This window comes from Chryseobacterium electrogenes (genome assembly GCF_053553015.1).
In genome coordinates this window covers 1,530,062-1,551,069 of record NZ_JBNPPB010000002.1, presented here as the reverse complement: position 1 = coordinate 1,551,069, position 21,008 = coordinate 1,530,062, and the positions used below count along the sequence as shown (strand labels likewise).

Genomic DNA, 21,008 nt, shown 5'->3' with positions numbered 1-21,008 from the left:
AAACCATCTTCGGATGGTTTTTTTATGTTTTAATTAATACAAACATTATCAGATTTTAATTATATTTGGTAAAAAGCAATTACTATGGTCAATCAGTTTTTTCCTATCCAAGTTCCGGGGCAATTAGAAAGTAATATCTTGACAGGCCAAGTGTTGGCTGCGGATATAGATTCTCAAAATGTCAAATTAGCATATTATTCTGTTGCTGATTCTGTTGTTAATCTTCAAAAAGAAGCATCTTATGCGATATCGGATTACCAATCATTTTCTGCAATTTATCAATCATTTTTAAAAGAACAATCAGTTGCTGTACCTACGGTATTGTGTATTGCTGTTGCCGCGCCTGTTGTTGGCGGGAGATGTGAGTCTGATAGCTGGCCTTGGGTTATAGATTCTGAAGATCTTTCTAAAGAATTAGACCTTACAAACATTTATGTTATTAATGATATAGAAGCTACAGCTTATGCATTTGGGAGTCTTAATGAAGAAGATTTAGCTATAATTTATAAGTCGAAACAATTGGTAAAAGGTAATATGGCTATTCTGGCTCCAGGAAAAGGATTAGGGGAAGCAGGATTGTTCTGGGATGGTCATTTTCTAAGACCATTTGCTAGTGAAGGTGGTCATACAGAGTTCTCTCCACGTACAGATTGGGAGGTAGAGTTTTATCAATATTTAAAGAAAATTTATGGTATTGTCAGTTGGGAGTATGTTTTATCAGAAGAAGGCTTATTTAATATCTATCGTTTCTTAAGAGATGTAAAACAACATGAAGAACCAGATTGGTTAACAGAGAGACTATCTACAGAGGATAAGGTTGATGTAATTTGTAACGTAGCTTTACAGAAAAAAGCAAGGATTTGTAATATTGCTTTGGATTTATTTGTAGAATTTATGGCAAGAGAAGCTAATAATTTAGTTTTAAAATTAAAAGCTACAGGAGGTTTACTTATTTCTGGCAGAATTCCTAATCTTATATCTGAGTTGTTAAATAAAGAAAAATTTTATAAAGATTTCATAATCAGTGACAAGATGGATAAAATACTGAAAGATGTTCCTATCTATCTAGTAAGACAAGAAGAGAGCGTTTTGCTTGGTGCAGCAGTATATGGTGCAAAAATTATGTAATACTTATCATACATCAATTTTTATTGAAAATAAATAATGCTATTTTTGCAGTATAATAATTTATTAAACAATGAAAAAATTAGCATTATTAGCTGTATTAGCTGGAGGTCTAGCATTTGGACAGACAAAAAAAGTAGTAGGATCAGACGTACACTGGTGGGGATATAAAATTGCAAAATCAGAAGCATCTTCACATGATGGTACAGTTAATGTAAAATCAGGTAGCTTAGATGTAAAAAACAACAAAGTAGTTGGAGGTACTTTTGTACTTGATATGACCACAATTAGCTCTACTGACTTAACTGGAGATTACAAAGGTAAATTAGATGGACATTTGAAAAATGGAGATTTTTTCGAAGTAGAAAAATTCCCAACAGCAACATTTGTAATTACATCAATCCAGGCTAAAAAGGATAAAGTTTTTAACTCTACAGTTAATGGTAACCTTACTGTAAAAGGAAAAACTAATGCTATTAGCTTTCCAGCAAGAGTTGTAGTAGGTAAAGATCAGACAAGTATCGTTTCTGATAAATTTACTATCGATCGTCAGAAATTTGATGTAGCTTACAAATCTGCAATGCAAGATGTTTTAGTAAAAGACGATATCGATCTTAAAGTTAAAGTAACAGCTAAATAATCTTATTTAAAAGATATAGTTTTAAAGAACAGCGTTTTGCTGTTCTTTTTTTTGTGCTTATTTTTGAAAGAATGTTTTTTTTGTACGTTAATTATGAAGGTATATCTTATCAGCGGTCTTGGGGCAGATTATAAAGTCCTAGAAAAATTGAGTTTTGGCATGTCAGTGCAACCTGTTTTTATACCGTGGCTAGTCCCCAATAATCAGGAAGACTTTTATGATTTTGTAAAAAGAATGGCAGATTCTATTGACGAAAAAGAAGATTTTTATCTTCTAGGTTATTCTTTTGGAGGGATTGTAGCACAAGAAATACATAAAATAAAACCAGCCAAGAAAGTAGTTATTTTAGGTAGTATCAGATCAGATCAAGAAAAATCAAAATTAATTAAATTAGGTGGTATCTCTAGATTACCGAGATTGTTGCCCGTTAAATTATTTAGTCCAAAATCTGCTGTTTTATACGGATTTATGAGATCATTATTTGATCCTAAAAACCCCAAAGTTTTAGAATATTTCCGGATGAAAGATCCATATTACTTAAAATGGTCTATCGAGAAAATTTCAGAATGGAAATTTGAAGCACTGCCAGATGTTGTTCAGATTTTAGCAGATAAAGATATTGTTTTTCCCATTAAAAACTCAAAACCAGACTTCGTCATACAAAATGCGACACATCTTTTCCCTGCAACAAAATCAAAAGAAGTCTCTAGAATTTTAGAAACTATATTCATCTAATTGTTTATCATTGATTTAAAATTAGCTTTAAAAAAATATTTCTTTTTTTTTAGACTCAGAAATTGATAGTATCTTTAGAGCCCTAATTTTGTATTAATGGAATCGATAAGTGTTTTTGAAATTATAAAAGTTGGAATAGGTCCATCCAGTTCTCATACCATGGGACCATGGAATGCTGCAACGTCTTTTATCAAATTGATAGAAAGAGAAAGAGCATTAACAGAGGTTGCAGAAGTCTTTGTAGAATTCTTTGGTTCTTTAGCAAAAACTGGAGTGGGGCATGGGACTGATATTGCTGGGATGCTTGGTCTAGAAGGAGAAAATTTCAGAACAATTGATACCAATAAGATAGACGAAAAAATAGATCATATTAAGTCTTCCCAATCTCTCAACTTTGCTGGGACAAAGAAGATTCCTTTTATTTATGGTCATCATTTAATTCTAAATAAAGAAAAAAGCCTAGATTTTCACCCTAATGGTATGATCTTTAAAGCTATTTTTGAGAATGGAGAAGAATTAATTCAGGATTACTATTCTGTTGGTGGAGGTTTTATTGCCACAACTGAAAAAAACTCTTTCGAAGTTGCTTGTGTAAGAACATTGTATCCTTGCCATAGCGGTAAAGATGTGACTCAGTATATTCAAAAATTAGGATTATCGCGTCTTTCGGATCTTATTTTCTTAAATGAAGAGAGTTGGAGATCCAAAGAAGAAACAGAAAAAGAAGCCCTTTATATTTGGAAACACATTAAAGAATGTATCTATAAGGGCGTTAACAAAGAAGGTATTTTACCAGGTGGACTTAACGTTGTCAGAAGAGCGGCTGGGCTTAATACCAAATTATTAGGCAATAAAGTCTATAAAAATATTGATGATTGGTTCTCTCAGGTAAGAGAATCAGACACCAACTTTACGACGATTAATAAGTGGGTGTCATGTTTTGCATTAGCTGTTAACGAAGAAAATGCGAGTTTCGGACGGATTATTACAGCACCAACCAATGGCGCGAGTGGCGTAATTCCGGCTGTGTTAATGTATGCGCAAGCATTTACAGAACATATTTCTGATGATGATATTATTCGATTTATTTTGGTAGCAGGAGAGATCGGAACTTTATTTAAAAAGAATGCTACTATTTCTGCAGCAATGGGCGGTTGTCAAGCCGAAGTTGGTGTATCTTCTGCCATGGCAGCAGCGGGATTAACAGAGATTATGGGCGGATCTCCAGGTCAGGTTTTAATGGCAGCAGAGATTGCCATGGAGCATCACCTTGGTCTTACTTGTGATCCTATTGCTGGATTGGTGCAGATTCCTTGTATCGAAAGAAATTCTATGGGAGCTATTAAAGCCATTACTGCTGCTAATATTGCCATAGAAAGTGATCCAACTAAAGCCAGAGTCTCTCTAGATGAGGTTATCCAATCGATGTGGGAAACAGCATTAAGTATGAACGAACGTTTTAAAGAAACCTCAGAAGGTGGATTAGCTATTGCAGTTAATGTAGCTGAATGTTAAAATTTTTCATGTTTATATAAAACTTGTGAGAATTGTCAGATTGCGCTTGTCAAAATCTTTGTAATTTAAAAATAGTTTTATTTCAGTTTAAATTTAAACCAAAAAAAGTGATTTCGAAATTTTGACTTTGGTTAATTTACGGGTAAGAATAAGAATAACAAAAATTGTAAAAAAACTAAATCAAAAAGACGAAATCACTAAGATTATTTATCCAGAATTCCTCTTATTTTATTGGCATTTCTGATTAATTCGTCCAAGTATTGGAAATTTTCTTTCTCCAATGCAGATTTGAATTTCCTTAACTGAGAAATATGCTCATTAAGAACATCAAGGATATTTTCTTTATTTTGTTTAAAAATCGGAACCCACATTTCTGGGTGAGATTTGGCTAATCTTACCGTACTAGAAAACCCAGAACTCGCCAACTGGAAAATAGTATCCTCTTCCTTTTCTTTCTCTAAAACCGTATTGGCAAGGGCGTAGGAGGTAATATGTGAGATATGCGAAATATAAGCCGTGTGTAGATCATGAGCTTCTGCCTCCATATTAAGGATGTTCATTTCTAAAGCTTCATAGATTTTTGTAACCAATTCTACAGCGTCTTTATCGGATTCTTCTGTATTGCAGATTACAGCTGCGCGTCCTTTAAAAGCTTCTGCAGATGCCGCTTCTGGGCCGCTGTTTTCGGTTCCCCACATGGGGTGAGCTGCTACATAACGACCACGGTTGGGGTGATTTTTTACAGCAGCAATAATACTAGATTTGGTAGAGCCTACATCCATTACCACTTGCTTATCTGTTATGCAATCCAAGACTTTTGGCAGTAATAATTTGGCACCGTCAACAGGAATTGCAATCACGATAATATCAGACTTTGCAATGCCATCTTCTAGAGTTTTAATTTCATCAATAATGCCTAATGATAATGCTTTTTCGAGATGTGGAAGGCTTACGTCCATACCAATAACGTGGCTAATAAGCTTTTTATCTTTTAGTTTTAGTGCTAGGGATCCTCCAATTAATCCTACGCCAATTAATCCTAATTTCATATTTATATTTTACATTTATTAAACAAAAAAAAACCTTGTCCGAATAGGACAAGGTCTAATATATCTACATACAGAAGCTCAATCCTATTTTAAGACTGTCATTCTATAATAATATGCGTTCATTAATATCACGGGTCAAATTTAGATAAAAAAAATGAAAATCCTAATTTTTTTAATAGAATTATTAAGGCGATAATTTAATTGCCTTATTTCATTTTACTTTAGTTTTTTGAAAGATTTTATTACAGCAGAATCTTTAGCTTTTTCAAAATAAATCTCAAAACGAGGATTTTTCTTTGGGTAATCTAATAGATATTCTGGGAAGGGCTGCTTCTGTGCTTGGCTTTTCTCGAAATTAATTTCGCCTTTTGCAATAATACTATCTTTAAGAAAAGCTTCATTAACGTTTGCTAATTGCATGCTACTTTCTACGTTATTAGCGTATACAAAAGGCTTGGTTAATGTTTCTGCTGTTACTCTATCATTAGGAAAGTAAGTGCAGCTAGCATTTTTTTTGTTTAATATAAATAGAACTATTATAAGTCCAGGAATTAATCCTACAAAATAAAATTTTAGTTTTTTTAGCATTTTAGAAAATCAATAGGTTGATATCGTGATAAGGTAAATCGAATCTGTTGCAGATTAACTGCTTGGTGTGGCGACCTTTGTACATATAAAGGCTTTGTTTCATTTCGTTTTTGTGAAGTAACATATTTTCGAAACCACCTTCTTCGTCATAGTTAAGGAGATAGCTCAAGAAAAAATTACTAATGGCCTTAGTTGTTGTTCTTGGCATTTTAGAAGTTAAGTTAGGTAGTCCACAATGCAGTACATCGTGTTTTACAAAATAAGGATTGTCTTGACTGGTTAGCTCTGATGTTTCGAAAACCTTACCGTTATCAATTGTAATATCTATAATAACGCTTCCTTTTTTCATTTTCATGACCATCTCTTCTGAGACAACAGGCGACATATTAAGTCGTGGCAAAGCACCAATCACAACATCTGCTCTTCTTATGGCTTTGGTCAGTTCTTTAGGATCGATAATTGAAGTAGGGATTCTACGATCAATTAAAGCATGAAGTCTTCTTAATTTAGATAAAGAATTATCAAAAACTCTTACGCTTGCTCCTAAGCCAACTGCGGCTTTGGTTGCAAATTCTCCCACAATACCAGCGCCAATGACAACAACTTCTGTTGGTCTTACACCAGTTATACCTCCCAACATTAATCCATTAGAAAAAGCTAATAATTCTGAGGCGTAAAGGATAGAAATATTACCTGCAATCTCACCAATTAATCTTACGAGAGATAATTGTTTATACTCATCTGTTATAAACTCGAAGGCAATAGCATTAACCTTTTTCTCAGAAAGTTTTAAGAAATAATTTTTATCCCGAAGGTTAATTTGTAACGCCGAAATAAGATAAGTACAAGGTTTGAGATAATCAATCTCTTCTAAAGTTGGAGGATTAATTTTTAAAACCAAGTCCTGAGAAAATGCTTCTCTAGGATCATCGGTAATAATAGCGCCAGCTTCAGAGTATTGCAGATCAGTAAAGTGAGAGCTATTACCAGCTCCTCTTTCTATAATCACTTCGTGACCATGTTCTACAAGAATCTGGATAGCATCAGGGATAAGACAAGTTCTTTGCTCATTAAGGCAAGTTTCTTTGGGCATCCCAATGCTGAATTTTTTTCCTTTTTTAATGATTTCTAACTTTTCTTCTTTAGGAAGTAAGTCTTCTTCCTTAAAAGGTGTAAATATGGTAGATGAGCTCATATAATTATTTCTTAATCTGCCTGATTAGCATGGTACAAAGGTAAGCAACTTTTAGTAGTTGTGAAATGGCTTAATTAAATGTAATTTCTCTAGATTCTCCGTTATTGAAAATGTCCATTTCATGGTATTCTTCTTGCAAAAGTTCGGGTTCATAGATCTCTGGCCACTCAATAATACAGAAAAAAGCGTTGTCAAGATATTCTTCAATTCCGAAATCAAATGCTTCTTCTATATTTTTTAATCTATATAAATCGAAATGAAAAATCTTTCCTTTTGGAGATTGGTATTCATTAACGATGGAGTAAGTCGGTGATGTTACCTCGTCATCGCTGCCTAAAGCTTTTACAAGATGTTGACTGAAAGTCGTTTTCCCAGCGCCAAGATTACCTCTAAGCAACAAAATCGGTTTTGTGATATTGGGGATGATTCTCTCTACAATGTCGTCCCATTCTTCAATATGTTGAATTTTAAATTCCATATTTTTTATTTGGTGCAAAAATAAAGTTTTATTGTTGATCTATAAAATGCTTGTTCTAAAACTGAAATTTAAAATTACTTCTTAACTTTGTCAAGTGATAACCAAAGATACAATAGATAAGATTTTTGCCGCAGCAAGAATCGAAGAAATCATCGGAGAATATGTACAACTAAAACGCGCTGGCTCTAACCTAAAAGGTCTGAGTCCCTTTGTGGATGAGAAATCACCAAGTTTTATTGTATCGCCAAGTAAGCAGATCTTCAAGGATTTTTCTTCCGGAAAAGGTGGCGGCGTTATTACGTTTCTTAAAGAACTCGAAGGTTTTTCTTATCCGGAAGCACTCCGATATTTAGCTAAAAAATACGGTATTTCTGTAGAAGAAGATATTGTAGAGATGTCTGTAGAACAGCAGCAACAACGTAATCAGAAAGATTTAATTTTTAAGATTCATGAAGTTGCCAATGATTATTTTATCGATCAACTTTGGGAGAAAGAAGAAGGTCGGCAGATTGGATTATCTTATTTTAAAGAGCGAGAACTTCGTCAGGATATTATTAAGAAGTTTCAGTTGGGTTATTCGCCGGAGAAGAAAGATGCTTTTACTAAGTTTTCTTTGGAGAAAGGCTATGACAAAGAAACTTTGGAGAAATCAGGCTTGTCTATTTTCCCAGAAAATGCACCTAACGGGATAGATCGTTTTCGAGAGCGTGTGATGTTTCCGATTCATAGTTTTTCGGGTAGAATATTGGGCTTTGGCGGACGTATTCTCAATAATAATCTTAAAACGGCTAAATATCTCAATTCTCCAGAAACTGAGATTTACCATAAATCAAACGTTCTATACGGATTATACCAATCAAAACAAGCGATTTCTAAACATAATCATTGCCTTTTGGTAGAAGGTTATATGGATGTTATTGCGCTGCACCAGGCAGGATTAGAGAATGTGGTGGCAAGTTCTGGCACGGCGTTAACGGTAGAGCAGATTAAGTTAATCAAGCGTCTTACGGAGAATGTCACAATTCTCTTTGATGGTGATGCTGCTGGGATCAAGGCGAGTTTTAGAAGTATTGATATGCTGTTGTCAGAAGGCATGAATATTAGGATTGCTCTTTTTCCTGACGGCGATGATCCCGATAGTTTTTCTAGAAAACATCCGCAAGACTATGTGGAGAAATTTATTAGAGAAAATGCTAAAGATTTTATCGACTTTAAAGCCGAAATTCTCTTCCGCGAAACAGGAAGTGATCCGATAAAAAAAGCCGAAGCGATCCGCGAAATTGTAAAGTCTGTCGCATTTGTCACCAATGGATTAAAACAAGAAATTTATCTAAAGCAGGTTGCAACCCAGTTTCAATTAAGTGAGCAGAATCTTTTTAATGAGCTTCAACTTCAGAAAGATTCTAAAAATCAGGATTTTAAACCGAAACTTCAAAAAGAACAATCTCAACAGATTAAGCTAGAAGTAGTTAAAGAACCAGAGTTGTCCATCAATCCTTTAATTTTATTAGAAGACAAGTTGGTGGAGTTGATGCTGAAATTCGGGGATTTTATTTTAGAAGAAAGTGATGCAGATGGCAACAAATATGAAACTACGGTGATTCAGACAATTTTACATCATTTAGAAGAAGATGACTGCGAAATCCAGACCGAGATTAATCAAAAAATCATCAGAGAAATTAGATTAGGACTTCAAGAAAATGAGTTGAGATCTGGCAATTTCTTTTTTACGTTGATGGATGATGAGATTTCTGGTAAGATGGCTGATACTATGATTAATCCTTACGATACGAGTGATTGGTCTAAGTTTAATATTTACTTTAGCAAAGAAGAAGAAGTTGTACAGAAGCTGGTCAAAGATATTGTGCTTAGACATAAGCGAGAATATATTGTAAAACTTGTTGAGGACCTCAAAAATCAATTGGATAGTTACGAGAATAAAGACGATGTCTATCAGCATATTATAAAATTAATGACATTCAAAAATCAATTGGATGCTAAGTTGTTTAGGATTTTATGACATAATGACTTATTTTAGCAAAGGAACAATTATTGCAAAAACAATACAGAAAAAATACCAATTATATGGACTTAAAGAAAGAATTTAGAGATTTCGCGGTTAAGCACCAAGGGATCAACGGTCTAGCAACCGATCAATATATGGGACATTTTAATCCAACCAATTTGACGCCTTACATTATGGAAGAACGTCGTATGAATGTTGCACAGATGGACGTTTTCTCACGTCTAATGATGGATCGTATTATCTTTTTAGGAACTGGGATAGATGACCAAGTTGCGAATATTGTGACGGCTCAGCTATTGTTTTTAGAAAGTTCTGACCCTTCTAAGGATATTCAGATTTACATCAATTCTCCAGGTGGTAGCGTGTACGCTGGTCTTGGGATTTATGATACAATGCAGATTATTAAGCCGGATGTTGCGACAATCTGTACCGGTATTGCGGCGTCTATGGGTGCGGTACTTTTGGTTGCGGGCGAAAAAGGAAAACGTTCTGCACTTAAGCATTCTCGCGTGATGATTCACCAGCCTTCTGGTGGTGCGCAAGGTGTGGCTTCAGACATGGAAATCAACCTTAGAGAGATGTTGAAACTTAAAAAAGAATTATACGATATTATTTCTCATCATTCTGGTCAAGATTATGATTGGGTAGAGAAAGCGTCTGATAGAGATTATTGGATGACTTCTTCTGAAGCTAAAGGCTTCGGGATGGTAGATGAAGTATTAGAAAGAAAAACGGATAAATAGTTTTCTTTAATTAAATATAAAATCCTCGGTAATTAGCTGAGGATTTTTTTTTGACTTGATTGTGGAAAACTTATTGTTGTAAATCAATTAGCTAACGAGTTGTTAATAGTTTACTAACAATTAATTGTGGATAACTTTTAATTTAATATTGAGTTAATTTATGTTGAGGAAATAATTTCTAAATTTACTATAGAAGAAAAGTAAACACTTGAAAACATTACTATTTTATTCTCCAAAGAACATCATTAGATTTGATATAAAATTTAAGGACAGCATACGTCGGCTGTCCTTTTTTCTTGGTCTTTAACTAAAAAATGAGATGAATTATCTATTGAAGCGGCTTCTAAAGAGTCGCTTCTTTTTATTCCAACTCCTTACTAACGCCCAATCCGAATAAGGCAAAATCATAGATGGCAGGATCTTCGGGATTGTAGAGTCTGATCTGTTGATCCAGTTCTTCGATGGCTTTCCAGTCGTTTTGTTTTCTGGTAAGAAGTCCAAGTTTTCGGGAGATATTTGCCGTATGAACATCCAACGGAATAGAGAGATGTCTCGCATCGATGTTTTTCCAAATACCAAAATCTACGCCTTTATGATCTTTTCTCACCATCCATCGCAAAAACATAATCAATCTTTTAGAAGCCGAATTTTTATAAGGCGAACTTACGTGTTTGTGCGCACGATGCGGTTCTGACAAAAATTGATTTCTAAAACGTTCTATAGCGTGATAAAAATTGACTTCGTCCTCTTTAACTAAAAATAAATGTTCTAAAGAATTTTGCTCTTTATATATTTTTTGAAATTGTCTTAGAAAATATTTAAAATCTTCAGCATGAAAAGTTCTATGCACTGCTTTGTCAGGGAATTGAGCCAAATCTTTTTCGGTAAAATTCATCATGAAATCATGTGGAGAATCATCCATCCAGCTCAGCATTTTTTCGGCATCTTGGATGATGGATTTTCGGTTTCCCCAGGCGATACTCGCTGACAAAAAAGCAGATATTTCTATATCCTGGATTTTCTCAAAACGATGCGGAATAGAGATTGGATCATTTTCTATAAAGGATTTTTGGTTGTAGAACTCCGCTTTTTCATTAAGAAGATCAATGATATTTTGATGCAGCATTTTTTTGATAAAGATTAAATGTCAGATGATTGAATTTATTTAAAATAACTTCAGATTGTAAAAATACAACTTTACATTGCTTTTCGCTTTCAATATTAAATTTTAACTTTGTAGGAAAGTAAAAAGTAAAAATGGAAAGTAAGAAAGATTTTTTTTTAGAATGCTATCAATTAGGCATTATTAAGTTTGGGCGATTTACCCTGAAAAGTGGCATCGAAAGTCCTTTTTATGTCGATCTAAGACCATTGGCATCAGAGCCTAAAATTCTTAAAAACTTAGCTAATTATCTGTTGGATATGTTGCCGTTGGATAACTTTGATGTGATCTGTGGTGTGCCTTATGCAGCATTGCCAATGGCAACGGCGATGTCTTTAGAAAGTTACATTCCGTTAATTATCAAACGAAAAGAGGCTAAAGAATATGGAACTAAAAAACTGATTGAAGGCATTTATAAAAAAGGCGATAATTGTCTGCTTGTGGAAGATGTGATTACGTCTGGCAAATCTCTTTTTGAGACCATTGCTGAGGTAGAAAATGAAGGGCTTAATGTCTCTGATATTGTTGTTGTACTAGACAGAGAGCAAGGCGGAAAAGAAAAATTAGAAGCCAAAGGTTATAGAGTTCATACTTTGTTTAAAATTTCTGAAGTTGTAGAAATCCTAAAAGATATCGACTATCTTACCGATGAAGAAGTGACGAGAATTAATGACTTTTTACAAAATAATCCGGTACAATTTGAGGAGAAAAAGAAACTATCTTACGAAGAAAAATTAGAGAAAGTAGAACACAGCGTTGGGAAAAAACTCTTAGAAATTGCCATCGAAAAGAATTCTAATCTTATTGCTTCCGCAGATATATTGACGACTCAAGAACTGTTAGATTTTGCGGATATGGTTGGACCGCATATTGTGGCGCTTAAGACGCATATTGATGTTTTAACAGATTTTGATCCTGATACAACAATTTTACCTCTAAAAGACTTGGCTCAGAAGCATAACTTCTTAATTATGGAAGATAGAAAGTTCGCGGATATCGGTAATACGCAAGAGCTGCAATTTTCATACGGAATTTACAAAATTTCTAATTGGGCAGATCTTGTGACGGCGCAGGTTATCGGCGGTAGTCAGAGTTTGGACGGCTTCCATAATGTAGGTGTTGTCGCAATTTTAGGGATGTCTTCTAAAGGCACGTTAACCGATGCGCATTACCGAGAAGAAGCGCTTAAGATTATCCAATCTCATCCTAATGCAATGGCTTGTGTGGCACAAAATGAAATTCCGGATGATCTAATTCTAATGACGCCTGGCGTTAATCTTTCTGCAAAAGGAGATGACAAAGGACAACAATATAACACGCCAGAAAAGGTAATTTCTAATTATCATACAGACTTTATTATTGTTGGGCGCGGTATTTATAAAGCAGAAAATCCAGAACAAGAAGCTTTGCGCTACAAAATGGCTGGCTGGGAAGCTTACCAAAACGCTTTATAAAATTAGCTTTTAATTTAAAATATTAACGACTTTCTGAAGGATTATTAATCTTAAAAGGAAGTCGTTTTTTGCTATAAATATCTTATTAATTCGGGGATTTTTAGTAGTTTTGACTCATATCGAATGTCCTGATGAAGAAATTTTTGACCGCCTTATTTATTCTACAATCTTTAATGTGGTGTTTTGCGCAACAAGACAGTATTTATATTGATGCAAAACTTTCTGATAACAGACGAACGCTTCTTGTAAGTCAAGAAATTATATATCATAATCCACATGATTTTCCGATTAATAAAGTGAAACTTCAAAACTGGATTGCAGCGTATAAAAATAGAAAAACACCTTTACTTAAGAGAAAACTAGAAGATAGAAAAAGAGATTTATACTTTGCTAAACCTTCTCAATTAGGGAAGTTAGACAATCTTTCTTATCAGATTTCTACTCAACAAACCGAACTTGCTGACTTAGACGATGAGAATTTTTTCATTCCTTTAAATAAAGAATTAAAACCGAATGAGTCTGTTAAAATTAAACTTAATTATCAACTAACGCTTCCGCTAAAAACCTTTACAGGTTACGGTACGTCTAATTATGAAGTTGCTCTAAAATATTTTTTCATCACGACAGATACTTTTGAAGATGAAGCGCAGACGCCCAAATATTTTTTGGATATAGAACAAAACCTCAATTCTAATACTTATTGGTTGGTAAAGTTGCAGCTTCCTAAGTTTTTTATCGCCGAATCTAATCTTAACAAAATTAATCATCAAGAATTTGAAGGCGTTTCTGTCAACGATCCGGAGTTTATTATTGCGCCACAGGATTATCCTTTTTTTAAAATTAAAATAGAAAATCAGACTGTTAATGTGCAGTTAGGTTATAATATTACGGCACAAGAACGACAGGATATGGAGTTTTATTTGATGCTTCAGCTTAAATTTATCAAAGAAAAAATAGGCATACTACCATCTAAAATTTTTATTTCAGAAAAATTTAAAGACCGAGAAAAATTTATCGGTATTGAAGATGTTAAGTTTTGGATGTTTCATTATAAACTTTTTTCAGAGGCAGAAAAGACGGATCTTAATTACTTTAGTATTTTGTCTAAAGCTTGTATTAATGATGCTTTTGTAACTAACAAACAAGAAGATCATTGGCTGAAAAACGGAATTAAAACTTATCTAGAAATGCAGTATTTGCAAAGTTTTTATCCTAATCAAAAATTGTTAGGCAACTTACCAGATAATGCGAAAGTCTTTGGAATGAAGCCATTAAAGATCTTTCATGCGTCTGATATCAAGCTGAAAGAACGTTACGGTCTGGCTTATCAATATATTTTGACTCAAAATCTAGAACAAAAAATCTTGTTGCCTTATGAGAAATTAAGTAATTTCAATACGACGGCGATTAGCCATTTTGAAACAGGTACATTATTCAATTTTATATCAGAAAAAATAGGAAAAGATCAGTTTAATCAATTTTTAAAATCCTATATTCTTGAGCATAACGGACAGAAAGTTTTAGGTGATGATTTCTTGATAGCCTTAAATAATTTTTCTCAAAAAAATACAGATTTCTTGAAACCGATGATGTCTGAGAAGTCTAGAATTAATTTCAATATCAGAAATTATAAAAAAGTAGATGACGATTTTCAGGTTAAAATTTCTAAGAAAGCAGCATTTAGTTTACCTTTTAAATTAGAAACAGAACAAGAAAATGGCGAGAAACAAACCGAATGGATGCATGCAGATAAGTCGGTAGATTTTTATCAAATTAAAGATTCTAATGCGGATAAAATAGTTGTTAACGACGAATATTCTTTCCCAGAAACTAACTTTAGGGACAATTATCTGTATACAAAAGGACTTTTCTCTAATATGAAAAGGATAAAATTTAAGCTTATAAAAGATATTCCTAACCCTGAGTATAATGAGATTTTTGTAAGTCCTAGATTTAGTTTTAACGCCTATGATGGATTGTTGCTAGGAGCTAATTTTATTAACAAAGGTATTTTTGATCAGAAATTTGTATATTCTATTTCTCCGTATTATAGTACAAAAACAGGGAGTTTGACTGGATCTAGTGGAGTTTCTTATAGCTTTATGCCTGCAGATAGTTTTTTTAGAAGTTGGCAAGTTGGGGCATCTGCTTCTTATTATCATTACGATTATAATTTAGCTTATCGTAGGATTAACCTTTTTACTAATGTTAATCTTAGTAAAGATCCTAGAAGTGCAATAGGTAGAAGTCTTTATTTCTCCTATGGCTATTTCGAAAAGGATCTTGATGCAATAAGAATTAAAAACAAAGAGTACGGGAAATATAACCTTTGGAATATTGGTTACAGTTATGCTGACAATGGGTTGATCCATGAAAAAAGTATTAATGCTAACTTTCAGTGGATGGAAGATTTCCAAAAAATATCTACGGAAGCTTATTACCGCTGGGAGTATGCGGCTCACAAAAAAGTGAGTTTTAGATTTTATGGTGGTTTTTTTATGTCAAATACCACACAGAATTCGCTTTTTAATTATGGTGTTTCTAAAGTTTCTAATTATGCTTTTTCTTATGGATTATTAGGGCAGAGTGCTACCACAGGCGTATTATCTCAGCAATTTGTATTAGCGGAAGGAGGTTTTAAATCTCGATTTAACCAAAGTGTTAATCAATGGATTGGAGCGGTTAATGTAGATGGACACGTATGGAAGATGTTTAATGTATATGCGGATTTCGGGTTGTATAAAAACAAATATCGTGACCCACATTTTATTTGGGATTCTGGTGTTAAGTTACGACTGATTCCTGATTTCTTAGAGATTTATTTTCCTGTCCAATCATCGTTGGGATTCGAGCCTTCATTTAGAGATTATGCTTCCAGAATTAGATATACTTTAGTTTTTAATCTAGGTTCTTTAGTTGGTAACCTTAGGCGAGGTGTTTATTAGTAAGGTTATTTGGAGCTTAATCCCGCTGTCCACTGTATCTTTACTGCGCTCATTCGGACGGCTCCGCTTCGCTTCGCTGCCTCATTCGCACAGAAAAGGATGTCGTTTCCATCCGGGCTAGAGTATTGCCACTACGATCTAATTTAGTTATAGAAATAAAAATTTACGTTAAAGATTGAAATAAAAAAAGGCTTCCCGAAAACGAGAAGCCTTTAGTATTTCTAAAAAATAAGATTATTTTTTGATAACTTTCTGAGAAACAGACTTACCATTAACTGTACCAGTTACGATATATGTTCCTTTAGCAAGCTCAGATACATTAAGTCTAGCATCTTTAGCAACGTCAGCAGTTTTAACAACTTGACCAGCCATGTTAGTAACAGTTACTTTAGCAGCTTCTCCAAAGATGATTTCGTTAGCAACGATAGTATTTTTAACTAAGCTAGCTTTAGCACCGTTAACATCACCTACAGCAAGTACACCATCAGCAACGATATCGTCAACTAATAAGTTAGGACTTGATGCTTTTTGTAATTTGATTGAGAATGGCCCATTAGCACCAAATGTAACACCAGTTAAATCTAAAGTGATAGTAATCCAATCTGCAGCAGCGATACTTCCTGTATAAAGGTTAGATCCTGTAGCTGATAAAGTTACATTAGATGTTACATTAGCAGGTACATTGAAGAATTTATTTCCAATATTGAAAGAAACACCTCCGGAGTTACCTTTTACTTTTAAAGAAATTGACTTGATGCCAGTTGTATTAAGACCAGAATTAACAGTCATCATATAAGCATTTTGAGTTGCATTGCTACTGTTGATAAGCAAAGCAGTTGATCCTCCAACTCCTTGTCCGTCTGCTTTTACAGCATACTTAAGGCCATTGCTATCTAGACTTCCTAAAAAAGTATCCCAATTGTTAAAATCAGAACCGTTAAATAAGCTGGTTTGAGCAGATGCAAACATTGCTGCAGATACTCCTAAAATAGTAAAAATTTGTTTCATTTTATTAAAATTTTAATTGTTTTATAAGGGTTGCTAAGATAACAAAAAAAACGAACTGGAATTATTTTTATCAAATAATTAACATTTTTTTTAATTATTATTTATTTGATGTATTAAACATAATAACTATTTCAGTTTTATTGTAATTGTTGATTTAAGCCTAATAGATGTTTTCAGCTTAAATTTTACTATTACTTATTTTTTTGTTTAACATTATCCATAAGTGATAATGGTTATTTTTTTTATTTGTTTTAAATATATTGCAAATTTAATACCTTTTATGACAATATTATATTTTTAATATTACAAATAAGTTAATAAAAATTAAAACGAAATTGCTTGCATTTATTCTAAATATTGCTACATGAAAAATGCCAAAGCATCTAGCTTTGGCATTATACTAATAATATGTCAGAATGATTACTTAATGATTTTCATTTCATTAAGAAGCCATTTAGCATCTGCAAATTTGTCTACCACAAAGAGAATATATTTGGTATCAACCATGATATTTCTACTGAATCTAGGGTCAAAGTTAATATCGCTCATTGTACCTTCCCATTGTCTATCAAAGTTAAGCCCAATTAAGTTACCGTAAGCATCCAAAGCAGGACTTCCTGAGTTACCACCAGTTGTATGATTGGTTGCTGTGAAGTTAACAGGTACGTCACCAGATTTGTCTTTGTAGATACCGTAATCCTTAGAATTGTAAAGATTGATTAATTTTTTAGGCACGTCAAATTCGTAATCACCTGGAATATATTTTTCCATAACACCAGCGAGATGTGTCTGGTAACCGTAGTTAACAGCATCTCTAGGATTAGATCCTTTTACTTTTCCGTAAGTTACACGCAGGGTAGAATTGGCATCCGGGAAGAATTTTCTGTCCTTATCAGTTTCCATTTGTTGCGCCATAAATTTCTTTTGCAAGGCATCAATATCCGCTTGTAACGCAGTAACTTTAGGTTGCGTATTGGTTGCGTAAGTATTTCTGATGTTTAACCATAGCTGGATTAATGGGTCTTTCTTTAGATTTTGAACCAAAGCATTTTGATCAGCAAATACTTTATTAATATCTGTGTAAACCGTTGCACCGTTAATGGTTCCGCGTCCTGTGATCACAGAATTTTTAGACCAATTTTCAATGGTGTTAAGATTCATGTTAGCATCTTTAAACTTATCAAAACCTGCTGGTAAGAATTGAGCTTGCGTTTTATTAGCATACAGTGCTAGAACTTTAGCGGTTACTTTAGCATCAAGATCACCTTCGTAATCTTTATATATTTCTGTAAGTCTGGATTTAAGATTTTCAAGGGATTTTTGGTTAGCCGTTCCATTTTCTACGGCTTCAACATAGCTAGAAAACAAACTACCTAAAGCCAAAGTTTCTGCATTTCTTGGCAACTCGCTGTAATAAGAACGGTTAAGTGCATAAGGAGCTTGGTCGTTATACGCTTTATTTAAGCCATCAATCGTCGATTTAATCGCTGGATTTTTAGCAATCAGACTTTGTTCATATTGTTGTTTTTTGCCAACAGCATTAGATTTTTTAAGACCTTCCACTTCGCCGATCCATTTTTTCCAAGCGTTAGCAATTCTTGCATATTTAGAAGCGTACTTAATTCTTGTTGCATCGTCTGTTCTCATTTTTTCGTCCAGAACTTTAAGAGTCACATCACGCACAGAAACCATCGCTGGATCTGTCTCATTCATGATTTTTTCTACAGCAACTGCCGGTAGATATTCTGTCGTTCTACCAGGAAATCCGAATACAAACGTAAAGTCATTTTCTTGCTTATCTTTAATAGAAATCGGTAAGAAATGCTTTGGCGTATACGGGATATTATCTTTAGAATATTCTGCAGGTTTGTTGTTTTTGTCAGCATAGATACGAAACATAGAGAAATCTCCCGTATGTCTTGGCCACACCCAGTTGTCAGTATCACTACCGAATTTCCCTATGCTTTGTGGTGGTGCGCCAACCAATCTAATATCTTTGAAAGTTTCTATGATATAAGCGTAATATTTATTACCATAATACATAGATTTAACAGTAATTTTCTGATAATTTTCTGTTTTCTGAGCGCTGATATAGGCATCTGTATTTTGTTTAATCTTAGCATCAAGATCTTTACCAGAAAGACCATTGGTACTTGCCAAAACTTCAGAAGTAACTTCTTTGATATCAACGATGAAATCTACAGTAACACCAGGATTAGGCAATTCGCCTTGTGTATTTTTTGCCCAAAAACCATTGGTCAGCAAGTCATTTTCTACTGTAGAGTGCGATTGTATATTGTCATAACCACAATGGTGATTAGTCAGTAATAGACCTTGTCCAGAAATAATCTCGGCAGTACAACCACCATCAAACTGTACCACGGCATCTTTAATACTTGGTTTCGCAGGATTGAAAATATCTTTTGCAGAGATTTTCATTCCTAAGTCTTTCATTTCCTTTTCATTAAGTTCTGTAGGGATCCACATTCCGCCGTTCTGTTGGGCAAATGCCATAACAGCAGGTAGAATAATAGCCGATAAAAGAATGTTTCTTTTCATTTCTAAAATTTAAAATTGAGCTAATTTACAAATTTTTCAGTTAACAGAATTCAACGGGTTTTGTAGGAGCTTTTTCCCGCTTTTCGTTGCAATCTACTGGCTTCGGCATAGCCTCTCAGCCAGTAGGATTTTCACTACAATCGGGGCTAGTTTTAGATTCTGTTTTGTCAATCGATTTTTGTAATTTTGTAGATCATTTAAAACAAAACAATGTCAAAAGTAAAAATTGGTACAGTACAGATGTCTTGTGTTAAGGACAAACAAGAAAACCTAGACAAAGCCATCGTTAAGATAAGAGAAGCGGCAGCCAAAGGCGCTCAGATTGTATGTTTACAAGAGTTATTTACGTCTTTGTATTTTTGTGATGTAGAAGATTATGATAATTTTGATTTGGCAGAAACTATCCCAGGACCTTCTACAGATGCATTGTCGCCAATTGCTAAAGAATTAGGTGTTGTGATTATTGCGTCATTATTCGAGAAAAGAACCGCAGGTTTATACCATAATACTACAGCTATAATAGATGCAGATGGCACTTATCTAGGGAAATATCGCAAAATGCATATTCCTGATGATCCTGCTTTCTATGAGAAATTCTACTTTACACCAGGAGATCTTGGTTATAAGATATTCAATACAAAATTCGGGAAAGTTGGTGTGCTAATTTGTTGGGATCAGTGGTATCCAGAAGCATCAAGAATTACAGCATTAATGGGCGCAGATATTCTTTTTTATCCAACAGCAATTGGTTGGGCAACGGATCAAGATGAAGAAACTAACCAAGATCAATACAATGCTTGGCAGACGATACAACGTTCTCATTCTGTTGCTAACGGATTGCCTGTTGTATCTGTTAATAGAGTAGGTTTTGAGCAAGATGGTGCTATGAAATTCTGGGGCGGAAGTTTTGTAACCAACGCACAAGGTAAATTATTGTACCTCGCATCTCACGATCAAGAAGAAGTAGTGGTAACAGAAGTGGATTTGGCAGAAACTGATTTTATGAGAAAGCATTGGCCTTTCCTTCGTGATAGAAGAATCGAAACTTATTCGCCGATTACCAAACGTTTTATTGATGAAGATTAGAACAAATAAAAAAGATATATTTATCTATATCATTTTTTTATTTTTTTCTGTTGCATCCATTTATTTATTATTTAAAAATGATTCTGAAGAAAAGTTTATTATAGGATTATTTAATCTGATTTTTTTTGGCGGCGGCGGGATTGTTTATTTTTTACTAAAAAATGATTTTGGTTCAAAGAAATTAATAGATGAGAAAACGACAATCATATACGAAAGCAAAAGGAAAATATTTTTTTATTTTTTAGGAAGTTTAGTTTTTGTAATTTCTGGTGGAATTTTATTGTTTTATAGTGGCATATTTCATTGGATAAAAATGAGTTATGAAACAGTAATAGGAATTATCTGTATCGCTTTTTTTGGATTAATTCTCATTGCATCTTTCTGGAAATTAATTACGATAAAACGAAAGCTTATAGTAGTTACATCTACTACGATAGAGATTCAAGTTGGTTTTTTACGAGATAAGAAGGTGATTTTACCAAAAGATGAAATTCAGTTAATAACCAAACATGAATTTTTGTCTAATGAATATATTCTAATATACGTTAATAACCCCGAAAAATATATAAAGAAAGGATTTTTTAAGAATGTAAATTATAGATTAGTAGGAACTCCAATTAGTATATCTGCTAAGATGACTAAATTTTCGATTGAAGAAATTTTAAATTTTTTAAAAAGGAATCTAAATATTAAAAATTAA

17 protein-coding genes are annotated in these 21,008 nt (G+C 33.6%); 10 read left to right on the top strand and 7 right to left on the bottom strand.

The genetic code is table 11. The annotated features are described in order from the left end of the window. The first annotated feature begins 84 nt into the window (after positions 1–84). The 4 genes from ACQQ6V_RS07110 (at position 85) to ACQQ6V_RS07095 (ending at position 4,015) form a co-directional block, all read left to right on the top strand. Positions 85–1,128 carry a glucokinase gene (locus ACQQ6V_RS07110; protein ID WP_448844854.1) on the top strand — a complete coding sequence of 348 codons (1,044 nt, stop codon included), beginning with the start codon at positions 85–87 and terminating at the stop codon, positions 1,126–1,128. Positions 1,129–1,198: 70 nt separating this feature from the next. Then, positions 1,199–1,765 carry a YceI family protein gene (locus tag ACQQ6V_RS07105; RefSeq protein WP_448844853.1) on the top strand — a complete coding sequence of 189 codons (567 nt, stop codon included), beginning with the start codon at positions 1,199–1,201 and terminating at the stop codon, positions 1,763–1,765. Between the two features lie 93 nt (positions 1,766–1,858). Continuing rightward, entirely contained in the window at positions 1,859–2,500 is a 642-nt protein-coding gene (locus ACQQ6V_RS07100) for an alpha/beta hydrolase (protein ID WP_448844852.1), read from the top strand. Between the two features lie 96 nt (positions 2,501–2,596). Continuing rightward, positions 2,597–4,015 carry an L-serine ammonia-lyase gene (locus ACQQ6V_RS07095; protein WP_448844851.1) on the top strand — a complete coding sequence of 473 codons (1,419 nt, stop codon included), beginning with the start codon at positions 2,597–2,599 and terminating at the stop codon, positions 4,013–4,015. A 203-nt stretch (positions 4,016–4,218) separates the two neighbouring features. Here the strand turns inward: ACQQ6V_RS07095 and ACQQ6V_RS07090 are convergent, their stop codons facing one another. The 4 genes from ACQQ6V_RS07090 to tsaE form a co-directional block, all read right to left on the bottom strand. Then, a complete protein-coding gene (locus tag ACQQ6V_RS07090; protein ID WP_448844850.1) occupies positions 4,219–5,064 on the bottom strand; it encodes a prephenate dehydrogenase in 846 nt (281 codons plus the stop codon). A gap of 216 nt (positions 5,065–5,280) precedes the next feature. Continuing rightward, a complete protein-coding gene (locus ACQQ6V_RS07085; RefSeq protein WP_448844849.1) occupies positions 5,281–5,652 on the bottom strand; it encodes a hypothetical protein in 372 nt (123 codons plus the stop codon). Position 5,653: 1 nt separating this feature from the next. Further along, positions 5,654–6,847 carry an alanine dehydrogenase gene (locus ACQQ6V_RS07080; RefSeq protein ID WP_448844848.1) on the bottom strand — a complete coding sequence of 398 codons (1,194 nt, stop codon included), beginning with the start codon at positions 6,845–6,847 and terminating at the stop codon, positions 5,654–5,656. A 70-nt stretch (positions 6,848–6,917) separates the two neighbouring features. After that, positions 6,918–7,325 (bottom strand): tRNA (adenosine(37)-N6)-threonylcarbamoyltransferase complex ATPase subunit type 1 TsaE, encoded by a 408-nt coding sequence (gene tsaE / locus ACQQ6V_RS07075; protein WP_448844847.1) that lies wholly within the window; start codon positions 7,323–7,325, stop codon positions 6,918–6,920. A 94-nt stretch (positions 7,326–7,419) separates the two neighbouring features. On the opposite strand from tsaE, the gene dnaG reads away from it, so the two are divergent. Together dnaG and clpP are read left to right on the top strand one after the other, a co-directional pair. After that, positions 7,420–9,345 (top strand): DNA primase, encoded by a 1,926-nt coding sequence (gene dnaG, locus ACQQ6V_RS07070; RefSeq protein WP_448844846.1) that lies wholly within the window; start codon positions 7,420–7,422, stop codon positions 9,343–9,345. Positions 9,346–9,410: 65 nt separating this feature from the next. Beyond that, entirely contained in the window at positions 9,411–10,094 is a 684-nt protein-coding gene (gene clpP, locus ACQQ6V_RS07065; protein WP_448844845.1) for an ATP-dependent Clp endopeptidase proteolytic subunit ClpP, read from the top strand. A gap of 361 nt (positions 10,095–10,455) precedes the next feature. Here the strand turns inward: clpP and ACQQ6V_RS07060 are convergent, their stop codons facing one another. Next, positions 10,456–11,220 (bottom strand): TIGR02757 family protein, encoded by a 765-nt coding sequence (locus ACQQ6V_RS07060; RefSeq protein ID WP_448844844.1) that lies wholly within the window; start codon positions 11,218–11,220, stop codon positions 10,456–10,458. Between the two features lie 131 nt (positions 11,221–11,351). Between ACQQ6V_RS07060 and pyrF the strand changes: the two genes are divergently transcribed. Both pyrF and ACQQ6V_RS07050 read left to right on the top strand, forming a co-directional pair. Beyond that, positions 11,352–12,710: an orotidine-5'-phosphate decarboxylase gene (gene pyrF, locus ACQQ6V_RS07055; protein ID WP_448844843.1), complete on the top strand. Its 1,359-nt coding sequence runs from the start codon at positions 11,352–11,354 to the stop codon at positions 12,708–12,710. Positions 12,711–12,841: 131 nt separating this feature from the next. Then, positions 12,842–15,655 (top strand): aminopeptidase, encoded by a 2,814-nt coding sequence (locus ACQQ6V_RS07050; RefSeq protein WP_448844842.1) that lies wholly within the window; start codon positions 12,842–12,844, stop codon positions 15,653–15,655. A gap of 234 nt (positions 15,656–15,889) precedes the next feature. Here the strand turns inward: ACQQ6V_RS07050 and ACQQ6V_RS07045 are convergent, their stop codons facing one another. Beyond that, the gene (locus ACQQ6V_RS07045) at positions 15,890–16,663 is read right to left on the bottom strand and encodes a T9SS type A sorting domain-containing protein (RefSeq protein ID WP_448844841.1); all 774 of its coding nucleotides are present in this window, start codon (positions 16,661–16,663) and stop codon (positions 15,890–15,892) included. Between the two features lie 420 nt (positions 16,664–17,083). Continuing rightward, positions 17,084–19,222 carry a S46 family peptidase gene (locus ACQQ6V_RS07040; RefSeq protein WP_448844840.1) on the bottom strand — a complete coding sequence of 713 codons (2,139 nt, stop codon included), beginning with the start codon at positions 19,220–19,222 and terminating at the stop codon, positions 17,084–17,086. A 210-nt stretch (positions 19,223–19,432) separates the two neighbouring features. Here ACQQ6V_RS07040 and ACQQ6V_RS07035 point away from each other — a divergent pair, with 210 nt between their 5' ends. Together ACQQ6V_RS07035 and ACQQ6V_RS07030 are read left to right on the top strand one after the other, a co-directional pair. Then, on the top strand, positions 19,433–20,308 hold the full coding sequence (locus ACQQ6V_RS07035) for a carbon-nitrogen hydrolase (protein WP_448844839.1): 876 nt from the start codon (positions 19,433–19,435) through the stop codon (positions 20,306–20,308). Beyond that, a complete protein-coding gene (locus tag ACQQ6V_RS07030) occupies positions 20,298–21,008 on the top strand; it encodes an STM3941 family protein (RefSeq protein WP_448844838.1) in 711 nt (236 codons plus the stop codon). Before ACQQ6V_RS07035 ends, ACQQ6V_RS07030 begins: the two co-directional genes overlap by 11 nt.

What these genes read in the sequence shown, in the direction of transcription:
- ACQQ6V_RS07110 (WP_448844854.1), top strand. Translation starts at nt 85, where the DNA reads ATGGTCAATCAGTTTTTTCCTATCCAAGTTCCGGGGCAATTAGAAAGT.
- ACQQ6V_RS07105 (WP_448844853.1), top strand. Translation starts at nt 1,199, where the DNA reads ATGAAAAAATTAGCATTATTAGCTGTATTAGCTGGAGGTCTAGCATTT.
- ACQQ6V_RS07100 (WP_448844852.1), top strand. Translation starts at nt 1,859, where the DNA reads ATGAAGGTATATCTTATCAGCGGTCTTGGGGCAGATTATAAAGTCCTA.
- ACQQ6V_RS07095 (WP_448844851.1), top strand. Translation starts at nt 2,597, where the DNA reads ATGGAATCGATAAGTGTTTTTGAAATTATAAAAGTTGGAATAGGTCCA.
- ACQQ6V_RS07090 (WP_448844850.1), bottom strand. Translation starts at nt 5,064, where the DNA reads ATGAAATTAGGATTAATTGGCGTAGGATTAATTGGAGGATCCCTAGCA.
- ACQQ6V_RS07085 (WP_448844849.1), bottom strand. Translation starts at nt 5,652, where the DNA reads ATGCTAAAAAAACTAAAATTTTATTTTGTAGGATTAATTCCTGGACTT.
- ACQQ6V_RS07080 (WP_448844848.1), bottom strand. Translation starts at nt 6,847, where the DNA reads ATGAGCTCATCTACCATATTTACACCTTTTAAGGAAGAAGACTTACTT.
- tsaE (WP_448844847.1), bottom strand. Translation starts at nt 7,325, where the DNA reads ATGGAATTTAAAATTCAACATATTGAAGAATGGGACGACATTGTAGAG.
- clpP (WP_448844845.1), top strand. Translation starts at nt 9,411, where the DNA reads ATGGACTTAAAGAAAGAATTTAGAGATTTCGCGGTTAAGCACCAAGGG.
- ACQQ6V_RS07060 (WP_448844844.1), bottom strand. Translation starts at nt 11,220, where the DNA reads ATGCTGCATCAAAATATCATTGATCTTCTTAATGAAAAAGCGGAGTTC.
- pyrF (WP_448844843.1), top strand. Translation starts at nt 11,352, where the DNA reads ATGGAAAGTAAGAAAGATTTTTTTTTAGAATGCTATCAATTAGGCATT.
- ACQQ6V_RS07050 (WP_448844842.1), top strand. Translation starts at nt 12,842, where the DNA reads ATGAAGAAATTTTTGACCGCCTTATTTATTCTACAATCTTTAATGTGG.
- ACQQ6V_RS07045 (WP_448844841.1), bottom strand. Translation starts at nt 16,663, where the DNA reads ATGAAACAAATTTTTACTATTTTAGGAGTATCTGCAGCAATGTTTGCA.
- ACQQ6V_RS07040 (WP_448844840.1), bottom strand. Translation starts at nt 19,222, where the DNA reads ATGAAAAGAAACATTCTTTTATCGGCTATTATTCTACCTGCTGTTATG.
- ACQQ6V_RS07035 (WP_448844839.1), top strand. Translation starts at nt 19,433, where the DNA reads ATGTCAAAAGTAAAAATTGGTACAGTACAGATGTCTTGTGTTAAGGAC.
- ACQQ6V_RS07030 (WP_448844838.1), top strand. Translation starts at nt 20,298, where the DNA reads ATGAAGATTAGAACAAATAAAAAAGATATATTTATCTATATCATTTTT.